Here is a 16,192-nt window from a genome sequence, read left to right on the forward strand (position 1 = left end):
GGAGTGTCGGACCCCCTGGGTAGCCTTCCCCTCGTGGCTCTGGCTCTGTACCGCAAGTACCGCCCGGCCAAGCTGGCCGACGTCGTGGGGCAGGAGCACGTCACCGAGCCCCTGGCCACCGCCCTCACCGCGGGGCGGATCAACCACGCGTATCTGTTCTCGGGGCCGCGGGGCTGCGGCAAGACGTCCTCGGCCCGCATCCTGGCGCGTTCGCTGAACTGCGAGCAGGGACCGACCCCGGATCCCTGCGGCGTCTGCAACTCGTGCATCGCGCTCGCCCCCGAGGGGTCGGGCAGCATCGACGTCGTCGAGCTCGACGCGGCGTCGCACGGTGGTGTCGAGGACGCGCGCGAGCTGCGTGACCGGGCGTTCTACGCGCCCGCCGAGTCGCGCTACCGCGTGTTCGTCGTCGACGAGGCGCACATGGTCACCACCCAGGGCTTCAACGCGCTGCTCAAGATCGTCGAGGAGCCCCCGGAGCACCTGGTCTTCGTGTTCGCGACGACGGAGCCGGAGAAGGTGCTCCCGACAATCCGGTCGCGGACCCACCACTACCCGTTCCGGCTGATCCCGCCCGGCACGATGCGCGCGCTGCTGGAGAAGATCTGCGGCGAGGAGCACGTGACCGTCGCGCCGCCGGTGTTCCCGCTGGTCATCCGGGCCGGGGGCGGTTCGGCCCGAGACACGCTGTCGGTGCTGGACCAGCTGCTCGCCGGCGCCGGGCCGCAGGGTGTGACCTACGAGCGCGCGGTCGCGCTGCTCGGGGTGACCGACTCCGGCCTGATCGACGACACCGTGGACGCGCTCGCCGCGGCCGACGGCGCGGCCGTCTACGGCGCGGTGGACCGGCTCGTCGAGGCCGGGCACGACCCCCGTCGCTTCGCCTCGGACCTGCTGCAGCGCTTCCGCGACCTGATGCTCGTGCAGGCCGTGCCGGACGCCGCCGAGCAGGGACTGGTCGACGGCGCCGCGGACGAGCTGTCCCGGATGGCCGACCAGGCCGCCCGGCTCGGCCCGGCCACCCTCACCCGCTACGGCGAGATCCTGCACCAGGGTCTGATCGAGATGCGCGGGGCGACGGCCCCGCGGCTGCTGCTGGAGCTGCTGGTCTCGCGGATGCTGCTCCCGGCGGCCACGACCTCCGACGGCGGGCTGCTCGAACGTCTGGAGCGCATCGAGCGGCGCAACGCGATCGCGCCCGGCCCCGCCGGCCCGGCCGACGACGGCGGCGCCGCCAAGCGGTTCGTCCGGCCCAGCGAGCGCCCGGCCACCCCGGAGCCGACCGGCGGCGCACCGTCGCGTTCCGCGGAACGCGAGGCAGAGGCCCCGATGGCCGTGCCCGCCCCGGCGCCGCCGCGCCCCGCCGACCCCGCCCCGGACGCCGCCGCCCCGGCACCCACCGCCCCGGAGCCCGCGGGGACCGGTCCGGAGGCGGGCGCGGAGCGTTCCGCGGAACGCTCCGACGGCCGGACCACGGCCACCACTGCCGCCCCGGCAACGGCCCCCGGTGCCCACCAGGGCGCCGGCCCCCAGGACCAGGGCGCCGGCCCCCAGGACCAGGGCGCCGGCCCCCAGGACCAGGGCGCCGGCCCCCAGGACCGGGGCGGCGACGTCCAGGACCGGGGCGGTGAGGGCTCCGGTCGTGGCCCCGCGGCCGCGGATGCCGGGACCCGGCCGGCGGGCGCCACGGCACCCCACGCCGAGGAGGCGACCGGGCCACGCGGACCGGGCGGCGCCGCGACGGAGGCGGCGTCCTCGGGCAGCCCCGCTGCTCCCTCCGCCGGTGCGGAGTCCGGGGCGGAGCGTTCCGCGGAGCGCGCTCCGGCGACCGCCGGCCCGGCCCCGGTGGACGGCCCGGCTGCCGACCGACCTGCTGCAGGGGGTCCGGGTACGGACGGCCCGGCCGCAGAGGGGCGGCAGGCGGACGGTCGCCGGGCGGACGGGCCGGGAGCGGGCGGGACCGAGGAGCCCGCCGCGCAGGAGGCCCCGGCCCGTCGTCCCGCCCCGCCCCGCGACGGCGCCCCCGCCGACGCCGTACCGCCGGAGTCGGCGCAGCCGGTGTCGTCGGCGTCGTCGCTGGACGCGACGGCGGTCCGCCGGGTCTGGCCGGAGATCCTCGCCGCTGTCCGTCAGCGCAGCCGCAGCACCGAGGCGCTGCTGGTCAACGCCACCGTCCGGGCGGTCGACGGCCACACCCTGGTCCTCGCGATCGGTGCCCCGCCGCTGGCCCGGCGGCTGTCCGAGGCGCGCAACACCGACGTGATCGCCGATGCGCTGCGCGCCGTCCTCGGGGTCCAGTGGCGGGTCCACTGCGACACCGGGGAGGCCGCGACCGCGCGTCGCGCTGCCACACCGGAACGCGCGCAGCGGGCGGTGCCGCAGCGCCCCTCCCAGCGCGACGCCCCGCAGCGCGAGCAGGGCGGGCGGCCCACCCGCCGTCCCGCGGGGGACCCCGACGTCCCGCTGCCGCCGGAGCCGCCGCCGGAGGACGCACCGCCGGACCCTCGTGATGCCGGACCGCAGGGGGGCGACGGTCCGGGCGCACGACCCGCCCCGGTACGGAACCAGGCCGCCGAGGAGGAGGACATGCTCGCCGAGGCCGCGGCCGAGGCGGCGTCGCCGGGCGCCCGTCGGGACCCCGAGGCCGCCGCGCTGGAGATCCTCACCTCGCACCTGGGGGCCCGCGCGATCGACCCGCGCTGACCCCCGGCCCGGACGGGTGGTGGCCGGGGCGCAGGTGGTCAGCGGCGCAGCTGTGCCAGCACCGCAGCGGCCACCGCCGCCGCGATCCGGTCCCGCCCGGCGGGGTCGGTGAGCACGGCGGCGTCGCCGGCGTTGCGCATGTTGCCCGCCTCCACCAGCGCGGTCGGCACGGTCGAGATGTTCAGGCCGGCCAGGTCCTCGCGGCCGTCGAGCCCGTCGCGGCCGATGTAACCGGCCGGGGCGAACCCGGCCGAGCGGAGCGCGTCCCGCAGCCCGGTGGCCAGGCGCAGCGACGCCGGTCCGGTCCCGTGCACCGCGGGCTCCGCGTACGCGACGTGGAACCCGCGGGCCGAGGCCGCCGCGCCGTCCGCGTGCAGCGACACGGCCAGCGCCGCACCGGCCCGGCCGCCCGCCGCACCGCGGGCGTCGACGCAGGGGCCGACGCCGTCGTCGTCGGAGCGGGTGAGCACCACCCGCACACCGGCGGCCTCCAGCCGGGACCGCACCCGCCCGGCCAGGTCCCAGGTGAAGGTGTGCTCGGCGTAGCCGGCGTTCGTGGAGGTGCCGGTCGTGTTGCACGGTTTGGTCCCGCCGCGCCCGTCGGGGACCGGCCGGTTCACCGCGGCAGGGTCCGCGGCGTTGCCGCCGTTGTGCCCGGGGTCGAGCAGCACGACGGGGGCGGGGACCGGCGCCGGGGTGGTGGGCAGCGAACGGGTCGTCGCGGCCGGTACCGGGGTCGCGTCGACCGAGGGCGGAGCCGGTGCCACTGCGCCGCAGCCGGCGCACAGCAGCGCGACGACGGCCGGGAGGACGGCTGTGGCGGAACGGATCAGGGCGCGCACGGTCGGTCAGCCTGACACGTCTACCCTGGGAGAAGGACACGTCCGCGCCGGTCGCGCCGGGGAAGCCCCCGATCGCGCGAGCCGGACCCGACAGCGAGGGGTACGCGTGCAACCCGGTCAGCCCGACATGCAGATGATCCTGCAGCAGGCCCAGAAGATGCAGCAGCAGCTCCAGCAGGCCCAGGCCGAGCTCGCGACCGCCGAGGTCACCGGCCAGGCCGGGAACGGGCTGGTCGAGGTCACCGTCACCGCGGGCCTGGAGCCGCGCTCGGTGCGGATCGACCCGAAGGTCGTGGACCCCGAGGACGTCGAGACCCTGCAGGACCTCGTCGCCGGCGCGCTCGCCGACGCGGTCCGCCGTGCGCAGGAGCTGCAGCAGGAGAAGATGGGTCCGCTCGCCGGCGGTCTCGACATGGGCGGCCTGGGCCTCCCGGGCGCCTGAGGTGTTCGAAGGACCGGTCCAGGACCTGATCGACGAGCTGGGGCGCCTGCCCGGGGTCGGTCCGAAGAGCGCCCAGCGCATCGCGTTCCACCTGCTCGCCGCGGACCCGGCCGACATCAACCGGCTCCAGGAGGTCCTGCAGACGGTCAAGCAGGGCGTCGCGTTCTGCGACGTGTGCGGCAACGTCGCGTCGGACACCCGCTGCCGCTACTGCTCCGACGCGCGACGCGACCCGACGCTGGTGTGCGTGGTCGAGGAGCCCAAGGACGTCCTGGCTGTCGAGCGGACCCGGGAGTTCAAGGGGCGCTACCACGTGCTCGGCGGTGCGCTCGACCCGCTGGCCGGGATCGGCCCGGACACGCTGCGGATCCGCGAGCTGCTCGCCCGCCTCGGTGGTACCGGTCCGGCGACCGACGAGACCGAGATCTCCGAGGTCATCATCGCGACCGACCCCAACACCGAGGGCGAGGCGACCGCGACCTACCTGGTCCGGCTGCTGCGCGACTTCCCGGGCCTGAGCGTCACGCGGCTCGCGTCCGGCCTGCCGATGGGCGGCGACCTGGAGTTCGCCGACGAGATGACGCTCGGCCGCGCGCTCGCCGGCCGGCGGGCCCTCTAGCCCCCGGACACAGGACGGGCCGGTCCGTCCAGGGCGCGTTGCCCCGGCCGTGACCGGCCACCCGGCGCAGCAACCCCCCGCCGCTGCGCCGTCCTTCCTTCCCGGTGGGTCCCGAGAGCGGTGTCAGTCGGAATCCTCGTCGCCCCACGCGTCCACGTGGTGCGGCCGGCCGTGGAGCTGGCGCTGCCTGCGCTCCCACTCCCGGCGTCGCTGCTCGGCGATCCGGCGCCACGCCTCGCTCCGGCGCCGCTCGGTCACCCCGATCACGATCGCCGAGACGACCAGCGTGGCCAGCCCGGCCAGGGCCACCACGACCAGCGCGATCACGGCGACCACCGCCCGGTACGGGCGCTGTGGTGCGTGCCTGTGTGCGGCACCTGCGTCCTGCGGATCATGTCAATCTCCCTTCGTGTGTCGCGGTCGGTCCGTGGTCCCCGGTCGCCACGGTTGGTGTGTCCGCCGTCACGTCCGGGTGACTCCAGGATGCACGACGACACGCGTCCGTGCAATTGCAGGCACAGGGAATTGCACAGAAATGTAGATTGCACGGCGGGGCCACGGAGGGAGCGCGAGGTGGAGCAGGAGCCGACCGGCGCGCGACGACGGCTGGGTGCCGAACTGCGCAGGCTGCGCGTCAACGCCGGTCTGAAGCTGGAGGACGCCGCGGGTGGCGTGGGCTGCTCGACGTCGAAGATCAGCAGGCTGGAGAACGGCAAGGGGGTGCCGCGCCCGGCCGACGTCGCCGCTCTGGTCGAGGTCTACGGCGGAGTCGCCGGGGTCGAGGCGGAGATGCTCGAGCGGCTCGTCACCGAGAGCCGCACCCGCGGCTGGTGGGAGCCGTTCACCGAGGGCCTGCGCAGTGACCCGCACTTCCTGCCGTCGCCGGGGCGCTACGCCGCCGCCGAGTCCGACGCGACCGCCGTCGCCGCGTTCGACCTGACCGTGCTGCACGGGCTGCTCCAGACGCCCGCCTACGCACACGCCGCGCTGCGTGCCCGGCTCCCGGGGCGCCCGGACTGGGAGATCGACCAGCTCGTGCGGCTGCGCGGACGTCGCCACGAGGCGCTCACCGCGACGCCGCCACTGGTGCTCGACGCCGTCGTCGACGAGGCCGTGCTCGCCCGCGCGACCGGCGGCCCCGCGGTGATGGCCGAGCAGCTCGACCGGCTGCTCACGCTGTCGGGCCTGCCCGACGTGACGCTGCGCGTGCTCCCGTTCGGCGCCGGGCCGCAGCGGGCGCACGCCGGCCGCTTCGCGATCCTGACCGTCCCCGACGAGCTCGGCCCCGACGTCGTCCACACCGAGGGGCACGCGGGGGAGTCGTTCCTGGAGTCGCCCGCCGACCTGCGCACCTACCGCGAGGTCTTCGACGAGGTCCGGGCCGCCGCGCTCGGCGAGGACGCCTCGCGGGCCGCGGTGTCGGCCCACCGGGACGCGCACCGGTCGGCCGTCGACGACGGCCCGGACGAACGGGACGTGCGTACCAGTTCGTAGCACTATCGTGACGCAAGGGTCTACCGGTTGGTAACGGACCGCTATAGGTTTCCCCGTCATCAGGTGTCCGCACGCACACATCGGGTGGACGCCTCTGCCGACGAGGGGACCGGAATGCGCAGACGGTGGATGACGGCGGTCATGGCGGGCGTGCTCGCAGTGGGCATGACCGCCTGCGCGAGCTCGGAGCGCGGAGCGGGTGGCGACGCCGCCGGGGGGACGTTCGTGTTCGGCGCCGCGGGTGCGCCGAAGAACTTCGACCCGATCTTCAACGACGACGGCGAGAGCTTCCGCCCGGCCCGGCAGATGTTCGACACGCTGATCACCTACAAGCCCGGGACCACCGAGCTCGAGCCCGGCCTGGCCACCGAGTGGACGTCCACGCCGGACGGCAAGACCTGGACGTTCACCCTCCGCGAGGGCGTCACGTTCCACGACGGCACGCCGCTCGACGCGACCGCGGTCTGTGCGAACTTCGACCGCTGGTTCACCATGAAGGGCGCCGCGGCGCAGAGCCAGATGATCTACTACGGCGACGTCTTCGAGGGCTTCGCCAAGAACGAGGGCGACGCCTCGGGCGCCCCGCTGTACAAGTCCTGCACGGCGCAGAGCCCGAACACCGCCGTCCTGGCGCTGAACAAGTTCAAGGGCGCGTTCCCGGCCGCCTTCGGCCTCACGTCGTTCTCGATCTCCAGCCCGGCGGCGCTCAAGCAGTACGACGCCGACGCCGTCACCCAGAGCGGTGACTCCTTCACCTACCCCGCCTACGCGAACGAGCACCCGACGGGCACCGGGCCGTTCAAGTTCGAGAGCTTCGACAAGGCGAACAACACGATCACCCTGGTCCGCAACGACCAGTACTGGGGCGAGAAGGCGAAGCTCGACCGGCTCATCTTCAAGATCATCCCCGACGAGAACGCCCGCAAGCAGGAGCTGGCCGCCGGCACCATCGACGGCTACGACTACCCGTCCCCGGCGGACTACCAGACCCTGAAGGACCAGGGTGACCAGGTGCTGATCCGCCAGCCGTTCTCGCTGCTCTACATGGGCATCAACACCAAGAACAACCCGAAGCTCAAGGACCTGCGGGTCCGCCAGGCGCTCGCGTACGCCATCGACCGCGAGTCGCTGGTCCGCACCAAGATGCCCGAGGGCTCCGCGGTCGCGAAGGAGTTCGTGCCGCCGACCGTCGCGGGCTACGCCGACGACGTCACCCAGTACCCGTACGACCCGGAGAAGGCCAAGCAGCTGCTCGCCGAGGCCGGCGCGCAGAACCTGACGCTGAACTTCTACTACCCGACCGAGATCACCCGGCCCTACATGCCGAACCCGGCGGACCTGTTCTCGGCGATGTCGGCGAACCTGAAGGCCGTCGGCATCACGGTCAACCCGGTCGCGCGGCCGTGGAACGGCGGCTACAAGGACGACGTCCAGAAGGCGGGCAAGCACGACCTGCACATGCTCGGCTGGACCGGCGACTACAACGACGCCGGCAACTTCGTCGGCACGTTCTTCGGCCGGGAGAAGGCCGAGTTCGGGCCGCAGGACCCGGCGATGTTCGCCGAGCTGGCCAAGGCCGACTCCATCCCGGACCCGGCCGGTCACGCCGCCGCGTACCAGCAGGCGAACAAGGACATCATGGCCAAGTACCTGCCGGCCGTGCCGATCCTGACCACCGGCCCGGCGATCGTCGTCGGACCGAACGTGCAGGGCGTGATCCCGTCGCCGCTGACCGACGAGCGCTTCGTCTCCGTCAGCAAGAACTGACCGTGCCCCGGGCGCCGCGGAGACCCCGCGGCGCCCGGTCGCGTGTCCCGCCTCCCACCACTGAGGACATCCACGCATGCTGCGCTTCGTCGCGCGCCGCCTGCTCCAGGTCGTCCCGACGCTGCTCATCCTGTCCGTGCTGTTGTTCGCCTGGCTGCGCTCGCTGCCCGGCGGACCGGCCGGTGCGCTGCTCGGAGACAAGGCGACCCCGGAGTCGATCGCGGCACTGAACAAGACGCTGGGCCTGGACCAGCCCATCCCGATCCAGTACCTGCACTACCTCGGCCGGGCGCTGACCGGCGACTTCGGCGCCTCGCTGGTCACCGGTGACCCGGTGATCACCGAGCTCGGCCGCGCGCTGCCGGGGACGATCGAGCTGTCCCTGTCGGCCCTGCTGCTCGCCGTCGCCCTCGGGATCCCGCTGGGCTACCTCGCGGCCCGCCACCGCGGCGGGATCTGGGACAACCTGACCATCGTCGGGACCCTGGTCGGCGTCGCCGTGCCGGTGTTCTTCCTCGGTTACGTGCTCAAGCAGTTCCTGGCCGTCGACCTCGGCCTGTTCCCGCCGTCCGGACTGCAGTCGACCGGCATCGACGCCACCTCGGTCACCGGGTTCCCCACCCTCGACGGCCTGCTGACCCGCGAGTTCGACGCCAGCTGGGACTCGCTGCTGCATCTCGTGCTGCCCGCCGTCACCCTCGCCACGATCCCGCTCGCCGTCATCGTGCGGATCACCCGGGCCTCGGTGCTCGACGTGCTGGAGTCCGACTTCGTCCGCACCGCCAACGCCAAGGGGCTCGCGCCGGGCACCGTCCGCGGCCGGCACGTGCTGCGCAACGCGCTGCTGCCGGTCTCGACGACGATCGGTCTGCAGACCGGCCTGCTCCTCGCCGGTGCGGTGCTGACGGAGAAGGTGTTCAACCGGCCCGGCATCGGCACCCTGATCGCCGAGGGCATCGAGCGCCGCGACTACCCGCGGCTGCAGGCCGTGGTGCTGCTCGGCGCACTCATCTACGTGCTGGTCAACCTGCTCGTCGACCTGTCCTACGCCGTGATCGACCCGAGGGTGAGGCTGCGATGAGCGCACCGACCACCTGGGCGCAGCGGCGGAAGGACCGGATCGACGACACCGCCGGCCGCAGCCTGTCCGCGGACGCACTGCGCCGGCTGCGCCGCAGCCCCACCGCGATCGTCGGGGCGGTGATCATCGGGGTGTTCGTGCTGGTCTCGGTGTTCGCGCCGCTGCTGGCCCCGCACGACCCGGCCCAGGCGTTCCCGCAGCTGCTCGACCAGCTGCGCCCCGGCTCGATCCCCGGACCGCAGCCCGGCTTCCTGCTCGGCAGCGACCAGAACGGCCGCGACGAGTTCTCCCGGATGATCCTGGCGTCGCGTCAGACCCTGCTCGTCGGCGTGCTCGCGACCGTGTTCGGGCTCGTGGCGGGCCTGGTCATCGGCGTGCTCGCCGGCGCGTTCGGCGGCTGGATCGACACCGTCCTCATGCGCGTCACCGACGTGCTGCTGTCGATCCCGTCGCTGCTGCTCGCGATCTCGGTCGCGGCGCTGGCCGCCCGGCCCAGCCAGACCACGGTCATCATCGCCGTCGCGCTGGTGAACGTGCCGATCTTCGCGCGGCTGCTGCGCGGGTCGATGCTCGCCCAGCGCGACTCCGACCACATCCTTGCGGCCACCGCGCTCGGCGTGAAGCGACGGGCGGTCGTGCTGCGGCACATGCTGCCCAACGCGATCGGCCCGGTGATCGTGCAGGCCACGCTGACCCTGGCGACGGCGATACTCGACGCGGCCGCGCTGTCCTTCCTCGGCCTCGGCGACGCCGACCCGGCCCGCGCCGAGTGGGGCCTGATGCTCGCCTCCGCGCAGCCCTACCTCGACGTCCGGCCCGGGCTGGCGGTATACCCGGCGATCGCGATCATCGTCGTCGCGCTCGGGTTCACGCTGCTCGGCGAGTCGCTGCGCGAGGCCATCGACCCGAAAGGCCGGAGATGACCACACCTCCGATGAACCCGTTGTTGCAGGTCCAGGACCTGTCCGTGCGCTTCGTCCGCAAAGGCGAGGCCGACGTCGTCGCCGTCGACGGTGTGTCGTTCGACGTCCGCCCCGGCGAGGTCGTCGGCCTGGTCGGCGAGTCCGGCTGCGGCAAGTCCGTGACCTCTCTGGCGATCATGGGACTGCTGCCGGGCCGTACCCCCCGGGTGGGCGGCTCGGTGCTGTTCTCCTCCGGGGACGAGTCCGTCGACCTGCTCACCCTGTCCGACGCCGAGCTGCGCGAGCGTCGCGGCCGCGACATCGGGATGGTCTTCCAGGACCCGCTGTCGTCGCTGAACCCGGTCGTCCCGGTGGGTGTCCAGATCACCGAGGCGCTCACCCGGCACCGCGGGATGAGCAAGGACGAGGCGCGTACGGAGGCCGTCGCCCTGCTGGAGCGGGTCGGCATCCCCGACCCGGCACGACGCGTGTCGGCCTACCCGCACCAGATGTCGGGCGGGATGCGCCAGCGCGCGCTGATCGCGATCGCGCTCGCCTGCCGGCCGAAGCTGCTCATCGCCGACGAGCCGACCACCGCCCTCGACGTCACCATCCAGGCCCAGATCCTGGAGCTGCTGCGCGAACTCGTCGCCGAGACGGGAACGGCACTGATCATGATCACGCACGACCTGGGCGTCGTCGCGGGGCTCTGCGACCGGGTCAACGTCCTCTACGGCGGCCGGGTCGTGGAACGCGCGGAGCGGCACGCCCTGTTCGGGGGCCCGCGCCACCCGTACACCTCGGGGCTCATCCGGTCGATCCCGCGGCTGGACTCCGACCCCGCCGCGGAGCTGCCCGCGATCACCGGGTCGGTGTCGGACAACCTGCCCTGGGACCACGCCTGCGCGTTCGCGCCGCGCTGCCCGCGGGCGCTGGAGACCTGCACCTCGGTCACGCCGGTGGCCGACGACGAGGCGGGCCGGCTGCTGCGCTGCCACAATCCCGAGCCGATCGGAGCGACGGCATGAGCCCCCTGCTGGAGGTCGAGGACCTGCAGGTCCACTTCCCGATCACCCGGGGTGTGCTGGTGCAGCGCACCGTCGGGCACGTCCGGGCCGTCGACGGCGTCTCGCTGCGGATCGAGCGCGGCGAGACCTACGGCCTGGTCGGCGAGTCCGGCTGCGGCAAGTCGACCCTCGGGCGGGCGATCCTCAAGCTCACCGAGCCGACCGCGGGCACGGTGTCCTTCGACGGCACCGACGTCGCCGCGCTGACGGGGGAGCCGCTGCGCCGGATGCGCCGCCGGTTCCAGATGGTGTTCCAGGACCCGATGTCCAGCCTGGACCCGCGCCAGTCGGTCGGGTCGCTGCTGCGCGAGGGCCTGGCCGCGCACGGGATCGAGGCCGGTCCGGACCGGCTCGCCGAGCTCATGCGCGCGGTGGGGCTGCCGAAGTCCGCGCTGCGCCGCTACCCGCACGAGTTCTCCGGCGGGCAGCGTCAGCGCATCGGGATCGCCCGGGCCCTGTGCGTGGAGCCCGACCTCGTCGTCGCCGACGAGCCGGTCTCGGCGCTGGACGTGTCGGTGCAGGCCCAGGTGCTCAACCTGCTGCGCTCGCTGCAGCGCGAGCTCGGCCTGACCTACCTGGTGATCGCGCACGACCTGGCCGTCGTGCGGCACGTGTCGGACCGGGTCGGGGTGATGTACCTCGGGTCGATCGTGGAGGAGGCGCCCGCCCGCGCGCTCTACGACGGCCCGCTGCACCCCTACACCCGGGCGCTGCTCTCGGCCGTGCCCCAGCCCGACCCGACCGTGGAGGACACCCGCGAGCGGATCCTCCTGTCCGGGGACCTGCCCTCGCCCGCCGCGCCGCCGTCCGGGTGCCGGTTCCACACCCGCTGCCCGTGGCGCCAGGACGACCGGTGCTCCACCGAGCGCCCGCAGCTGCGCGTGCTCGACGGCGACACCTCGGGGCACCGGGTCGCCTGCCACCACGCCGAGGCGATCCGCGACGGGCGCATCACCCCGCACGAGGTGACCGCGGAGGAGGCCGACGCCGCCGTCGGTCCGGGCGGCGGCCCGGAGGTCCCCGACGAGCAGATCACCCTCGGCGACGCGATCGGCCGCTGAGCCCCGGGCCCGCGGTGCCCCCAGGGGAACTCTCGTGGCTTAGAGCGCTACGAGGGTGACCCTGGGGGCAGGCGGGGAGGGGTCCGCGGACTCAGCGCAGGGCGCGGTTGATCGCGCTCACGACGCCCTTGAGGCTGGCGCTGGTGATCGAGCTGTCGATCCCGACGCCCCAGAACACCTTCTCCTCGACGGCGCACTCGACGTAGGCCGCGGCGCGGGCGTCGTCACCACCGCCCATCGCGTGCTCGTGGTAGTCGAGCACCCGCACGTCGAAACCGATCCCGGCCAGCGCGTCGACGAACGCCGCGATCGGCCCGTTGCCCGACCCGGCGATCTCGTGCAGGTCGGACTCGACGCGCACGGTCGCGACGATCTCGTCGCGGCCCTCGCCGTCGCTGTGGACGCGGTGGCGCACCAGCTTGAGCGGGGTCTCGCGGCCCAGGTACTCGACGTCGAACGCGTCGCGCATGGCCTTGGGCTCGACCTCGCCGCCCTCGGTGTCGGTGAAGGCCTGGATGACGTGGCTGAACTCGATCTGCAGCCGGCGCGGCAGGTCGAGCTGGTGCTCGGTCTTCATGATGTAGGCGATGCCGCCCTTGCCGGACTGGCTGTTGACCCGGATGACGGCCTCGTAGGTGCGGCCGATGTCCTTCGGGTCCACCGGCAGGTACGGGACCTCCCAGGTGTGGTCGGCGACCGGGTGACCGGCCTCCGCGGCGTCGGCCTCCATCGCGGCGAAGCCCTTGTTGATCGCGTCCTGGTGGGAGCCGGAGAACGCGGTGTAGACCAGGTCGCCGCCCCACGGGTGGCGCTCGTGCACCGGCAGCTGGTTGCAGTACTCGACGGTGCGGCGGATCTCGTCGATGTCGGAGAAGTCGATCTGCGGGTCGACGCCCTGGGTGAACATGTTCATGCCCAGCGCGACCAGGTCGACGTTGCCGGTGCGCTCGCCGTTGCCGAACAGGCAGCCCTCGATCCGGTCGGCGCCGGCCTGGTAGCCCAGCTCGGCGGCGGCGATGCCGGTGCCGCGGTCGTTGTGCGGGTGCAGCGACAGGACCAGCGCGTCGCGGCGGGCCAGGTTGCGGTGCATCCACTCGATGGAGTCCGCGTAGACGTTCGGCGTCGCCATCTCGACCGTCGCCGGCAGGTTGACGATCATCGGGTGCTCGGGCGTCGGCTGCCAGATCGCGCTCACCGCGTTGGTGATCTCGACGGCGTACTCCAGCTCGGTGCCGGTGTAGGACTCCGGCGAGTACTGGAAGGTCCAGTCGGTCGCCGGGTACTTCTCGGCGAACTTGCTGACCTCCTCCGCACCGTCGGTGGCGATCTTGGTGATGCCCGCGCGGTCGGAGCGGAAGACGACCCGGCGCTGCAGGATCGACGTCGAGTTGTAGAGGTGGACGATCGCCGAGTGCGCGCCCTCGCAGGCCTCGAAGGTCCGCTGGATCAGCTCCGGGCGGGCCTGGGTCAGGACCTGGATCTGCACGTCCTCCGGGATCGCGCCCTGCTCGATGATCTCGCGGACGAAGTCGAAGTCGGTCTGGCTCGCCGCCGGGAAGCCGACCTCGATCTGCTTGTAGCCCATGCGTACCAGCAGGTCGAACATGCGCCGCTTCCGCAGCGGGCTCATCGGGTCGATCAGTGCCTGGTTGCCGTCACGCAGGTCGACCGCGCACCACAGCGGCGCGGTGTCGATGACCTTGTCCGGCCAGGTGCGGTCGGGCAGCGAGACCGGCTCGACCAGCTGATGGAAGGGCTTGTACCGGTGGACCGGCATCTGCGAGCCGCGCTGCCGGTTCCAGGCGGGCTGGGTCGCGTGCGGCGCGCCCTCGGGGGTGCGGACGTTGCTGCGGGCGCGGGCTTCGTAGGCGTCGGGAGAGGTGGTCACGGGAATGCTCCGTCGTCGTGCCGTCGTGGCGACCGGCGGACACGCGAAACCCCGCGACGAGGGGCCGGTCGGTTCAGACCCCGCCGCGGCGGCGAAGGAGCAGGCGCGCCATGCCTCCTACCGTAGACCCGAACCCCCGTTGCGCGGCAAGTCACCACCCGCACGGTCGAACCCGGCCCCGAGTCCCGGCTCGCAACGAAGTGATCACAACCAGCGGCGTTTCCCCTCGTTGGAAGGGCAGTGAGGGTGCGGCGGTGCAACCATGACGCCGTCCGTGACGAAGGGGTTTGTGATGGCGGCAACCGTGGGTACGACCGTGCGGCAGGGCATGGGCATCATCGCGACGATCGTGCGGATCGTGGGCCTGGTGATCGTGGCCATCCTGGTCGCGCACATCGTGCTGACCCTGCTCGACGCCAACCCGGCGAACTTCCTCACCGAGTTCGTGTCCTCCTGGGCGGCCCAGCTGAACCTCGGTCTCGGTGACCTGTTCACCCCGTCCCAGCCGAAGATGGCCGTCACGCTGAACTACGGGGTCGCCGCGATCCTGTGGCTGATCATCACCACGGTGGTCGTGCGGCTGCTGCGCCGGGTCTGACACGTCCCCCCGCCGGGCGCGGGTGCGGTGGCAGGATGCCGGGACGTACCGGCGCCGCGACGCCGGACCCGTCCGGCCCGGAGGAGCACCACCCATGAGCACTACCCGACCCACCGGCGTCGGGGCCGTCCGGGTGCGGTCGCGGTGACCGTCACGGTCGCCTCGACCGCCCGCGAGCAGGTCGCGGCGCTGCGCGCCCGGGAGATCTCGGCCCGCGAGCTGATGGACCTGCACCTGGCCCGGATCGAGGCCCGCAACCCCGAGCTCAACGCGGTCGTCTCCCTCGACGTGGAGCGCGCGCGGGCGGGTGCCGCCGCCGCCGACGAGCGGCTGGCCTCCGGTGCGCCCGTCGGGCCGCTGCACGGGCTGCCGTTCGCGTTCAAGGACACCCATGCCGTCGCGGGGTGGCGGACGACCTACGGCTCGCCGCTGTTCGCCGACCACGTCCCGGACACCGACGACCTGATCGTCGAGCGCATCCGGGCCGCCGGTGTGGTGCCGATCGGCAAGACCAACGTGCCGGAGTTCGCGGCCGGTTCGCACACGTTCAACCGCGTCTTCGGCACCACGGTCAACCCGCACGACCCGACGCGGTCCGCGGGTGGGTCGTCCGGCGGCGCGGCGTGCGCGCTGGCGGCCGGGATGGTCCCGCTGGCCGAGGGCTCGGACATGGGCGGTTCGCTGCGCAACCCGGCGTCGTTCTGCGGGGTCGTGGGGTTGCGCCCCTCGTGGGGACGGGTGCCGGAGTGGCCGTCGTCGAACATGTGGGAGACCACGTCGACCGGGGGTCCGATGGCCCGCACCACCGACGACGCCGCGCTGCTGCTGTCGGTGCTCGCCGGTCCGGACCCGCGCGCCCCGCACGCCCTGGGCGACCCGGGGGAGACCTTCGCCTCGCCGCTGCGCCCGGTCCCGCTCGCCGGGCTGCGCGTGGCGCTGTCGGCCGACCTCGGTGGCGCGTTCACCGTGGACCGCTCCGTCGCCGCGGTCGTCGAGGCGGCCGGTGACGCACTGGCCGGCGCCGGGGCGGCGGTCTCGGGCACCGCGCCCGACCTGACCGGCGCCGACGAGTGCTTCCGCACCCTCCGCGCCTGGCACTTCCAGGCCCGGTTCGGCATGCAGCTCGCCGTGCACCCGCAGGAGTTCAAGGCCTCGCTGGCCGCGAACATCAGGGCAGGCGAGGCGCTGACCGGCGCTGACGTCGCCGTCGCGTACCAGCGCCGCACGACGCTCGCCCAGCGGATGCGGGAGTTCTTCACCGAGCACGACGTGCTGGTGCTGCCGGTGTCGCAGGTGCCGCCGTTCCCGGCCGACCAGGAGTTCCCGGCCACCGTGGACGGCGTCCCGATGGCGTCCTACCTGGACTGGATGCGTTCGGCGTACCTGATCACCGTGACCGGCTGCCCTGCCGTCTCGGTGCCCTTCGGCCGGACCCCCGACGGGCTCCCGGTCGGGGTCCAGCTCGTCGCCCGCCACGGCGCCGACCGCGCCCTGCTGGAGATCGCCGCGGCCGTCGAGCGCTTGGCGCGTCCCGCGGCCTGAAGGGTCCTACCCGCGCTCGGCCGGGGCGAGGGTCCGCGGGCCGTCCACCCGGTCCGGGCGTAGCCGGATCCGCCACGCCCCGCACCGGCAGCGCTGGTAGCTCACGACGCCGTCGGAGGTGCGGTGCCGCGACGTCGTCTCCCACTCGTGGTCCAGGGGTGTACTCACGACGACGACGTTGCTGTA

The 16,192-nt window shown here is 73.5% G+C and carries 15 protein-coding genes; 11 read left to right on the forward strand and 4 right to left on the reverse strand.

What is annotated here, in order from left to right:
- The first annotated feature begins 33 nt into the window (after positions 1-33).
- The gene (locus ZF1_RS01690; RefSeq protein ID WP_482636337.1) at positions 34-2,703 is read left to right on the forward strand and encodes a DNA polymerase III subunit gamma and tau; all 2,670 of its coding nucleotides are present in this window, start codon (positions 34-36) and stop codon (positions 2,701-2,703) included.
- A 38-nt stretch (positions 2,704-2,741) separates the two neighbouring features.
- On the opposite strand, the gene ZF1_RS01695 is transcribed toward ZF1_RS01690, so the two are convergent.
- Positions 2,742-3,545: an N-acetylmuramoyl-L-alanine amidase gene (locus ZF1_RS01695; RefSeq protein WP_482636338.1), complete on the reverse strand. Its 804-nt coding sequence runs from the start codon at positions 3,543-3,545 to the stop codon at positions 2,742-2,744.
- Between the two features lie 127 nt (positions 3,546-3,672).
- Here ZF1_RS01695 and ZF1_RS01700 point away from each other — a divergent pair, with 127 nt between their 5' ends.
- Positions 3,673-3,987, forward strand: a complete 315-nt coding sequence (locus ZF1_RS01700) for a YbaB/EbfC family nucleoid-associated protein (RefSeq protein WP_060713646.1) — start codon at positions 3,673-3,675, stop codon at positions 3,985-3,987.
- Position 3,988: 1 nt separating this feature from the next.
- The gene (gene recR / locus ZF1_RS01705) at positions 3,989-4,606 is read left to right on the forward strand and encodes a recombination mediator RecR (protein WP_062399547.1); all 618 of its coding nucleotides are present in this window, start codon (positions 3,989-3,991) and stop codon (positions 4,604-4,606) included.
- Positions 4,607-4,729: 123 nt separating this feature from the next.
- On the opposite strand, the gene ZF1_RS01710 is transcribed toward recR, so the two are convergent.
- Positions 4,730-4,933, reverse strand: a complete 204-nt coding sequence (locus tag ZF1_RS01710; RefSeq protein WP_208826292.1) for a hypothetical protein — start codon at positions 4,931-4,933, stop codon at positions 4,730-4,732.
- Positions 4,934-5,179: 246 nt separating this feature from the next.
- On the opposite strand from ZF1_RS01710, the gene ZF1_RS01715 reads away from it, so the two are divergent.
- The 6 genes from ZF1_RS01715 (at position 5,180) to ZF1_RS01740 (ending at position 11,978) form a co-directional block, all read left to right on the forward strand.
- Positions 5,180-6,100 carry a helix-turn-helix domain-containing protein gene (locus tag ZF1_RS01715; RefSeq protein ID WP_251783111.1) on the forward strand — a complete coding sequence of 307 codons (921 nt, stop codon included), beginning with the start codon at positions 5,180-5,182 and terminating at the stop codon, positions 6,098-6,100.
- A gap of 129 nt (positions 6,101-6,229) precedes the next feature.
- A complete protein-coding gene (locus ZF1_RS01720) occupies positions 6,230-7,867 on the forward strand; it encodes an ABC transporter substrate-binding protein (protein ID WP_224403993.1) in 1,638 nt (545 codons plus the stop codon).
- A gap of 76 nt (positions 7,868-7,943) precedes the next feature.
- Positions 7,944-8,948 (forward strand): ABC transporter permease, encoded by a 1,005-nt coding sequence (locus tag ZF1_RS01725; protein WP_062399555.1) that lies wholly within the window; start codon positions 7,944-7,946, stop codon positions 8,946-8,948.
- Positions 8,945-9,871 (forward strand): ABC transporter permease, encoded by a 927-nt coding sequence (locus ZF1_RS01730; protein ID WP_482636339.1) that lies wholly within the window; start codon positions 8,945-8,947, stop codon positions 9,869-9,871. Before ZF1_RS01725 ends, ZF1_RS01730 begins: the two co-directional genes overlap by 4 nt.
- The gene (locus ZF1_RS01735; RefSeq protein WP_280118322.1) at positions 9,868-10,878 is read left to right on the forward strand and encodes an ABC transporter ATP-binding protein; all 1,011 of its coding nucleotides are present in this window, start codon (positions 9,868-9,870) and stop codon (positions 10,876-10,878) included. The genes ZF1_RS01730 and ZF1_RS01735 overlap by 4 nt, the downstream gene beginning before the upstream one ends.
- Positions 10,875-11,978, forward strand: a complete 1,104-nt coding sequence (locus ZF1_RS01740) for an ABC transporter ATP-binding protein (RefSeq protein ID WP_482636340.1) — start codon at positions 10,875-10,877, stop codon at positions 11,976-11,978. The genes ZF1_RS01735 and ZF1_RS01740 overlap by 4 nt, the downstream gene beginning before the upstream one ends.
- A gap of 91 nt (positions 11,979-12,069) precedes the next feature.
- Here the strand turns inward: ZF1_RS01740 and leuA are convergent, their stop codons facing one another.
- Positions 12,070-13,866, reverse strand: coding sequence for a 2-isopropylmalate synthase (gene leuA, locus ZF1_RS01745; protein WP_482636341.1), 1,797 nt, complete (start codon positions 13,864-13,866; stop codon positions 12,070-12,072).
- A 292-nt stretch (positions 13,867-14,158) separates the two neighbouring features.
- On the opposite strand from leuA, the gene ZF1_RS01750 reads away from it, so the two are divergent.
- Together ZF1_RS01750 and ZF1_RS01755 are read left to right on the forward strand one after the other, a co-directional pair.
- Positions 14,159-14,464 (forward strand): hypothetical protein, encoded by a 306-nt coding sequence (locus ZF1_RS01750; RefSeq protein WP_073575761.1) that lies wholly within the window; start codon positions 14,159-14,161, stop codon positions 14,462-14,464.
- 144 nt (positions 14,465-14,608) lie between these two features.
- The gene (locus tag ZF1_RS01755) at positions 14,609-16,006 is read left to right on the forward strand and encodes an amidase (protein ID WP_405420203.1); all 1,398 of its coding nucleotides are present in this window, start codon (positions 14,609-14,611) and stop codon (positions 16,004-16,006) included.
- Positions 16,007-16,012: 6 nt separating this feature from the next.
- On the opposite strand, the gene ZF1_RS01760 is transcribed toward ZF1_RS01755, so the two are convergent.
- Positions 16,013-16,174 carry a hypothetical protein gene (locus tag ZF1_RS01760; protein ID WP_167379067.1) on the reverse strand — a complete coding sequence of 54 codons (162 nt, stop codon included), beginning with the start codon at positions 16,172-16,174 and terminating at the stop codon, positions 16,013-16,015.
- Between the last annotated feature and the right edge of the window lie 18 nt (positions 16,175-16,192).

The organism is Pseudonocardia sp. ZF1, assembly GCF_056835605.1.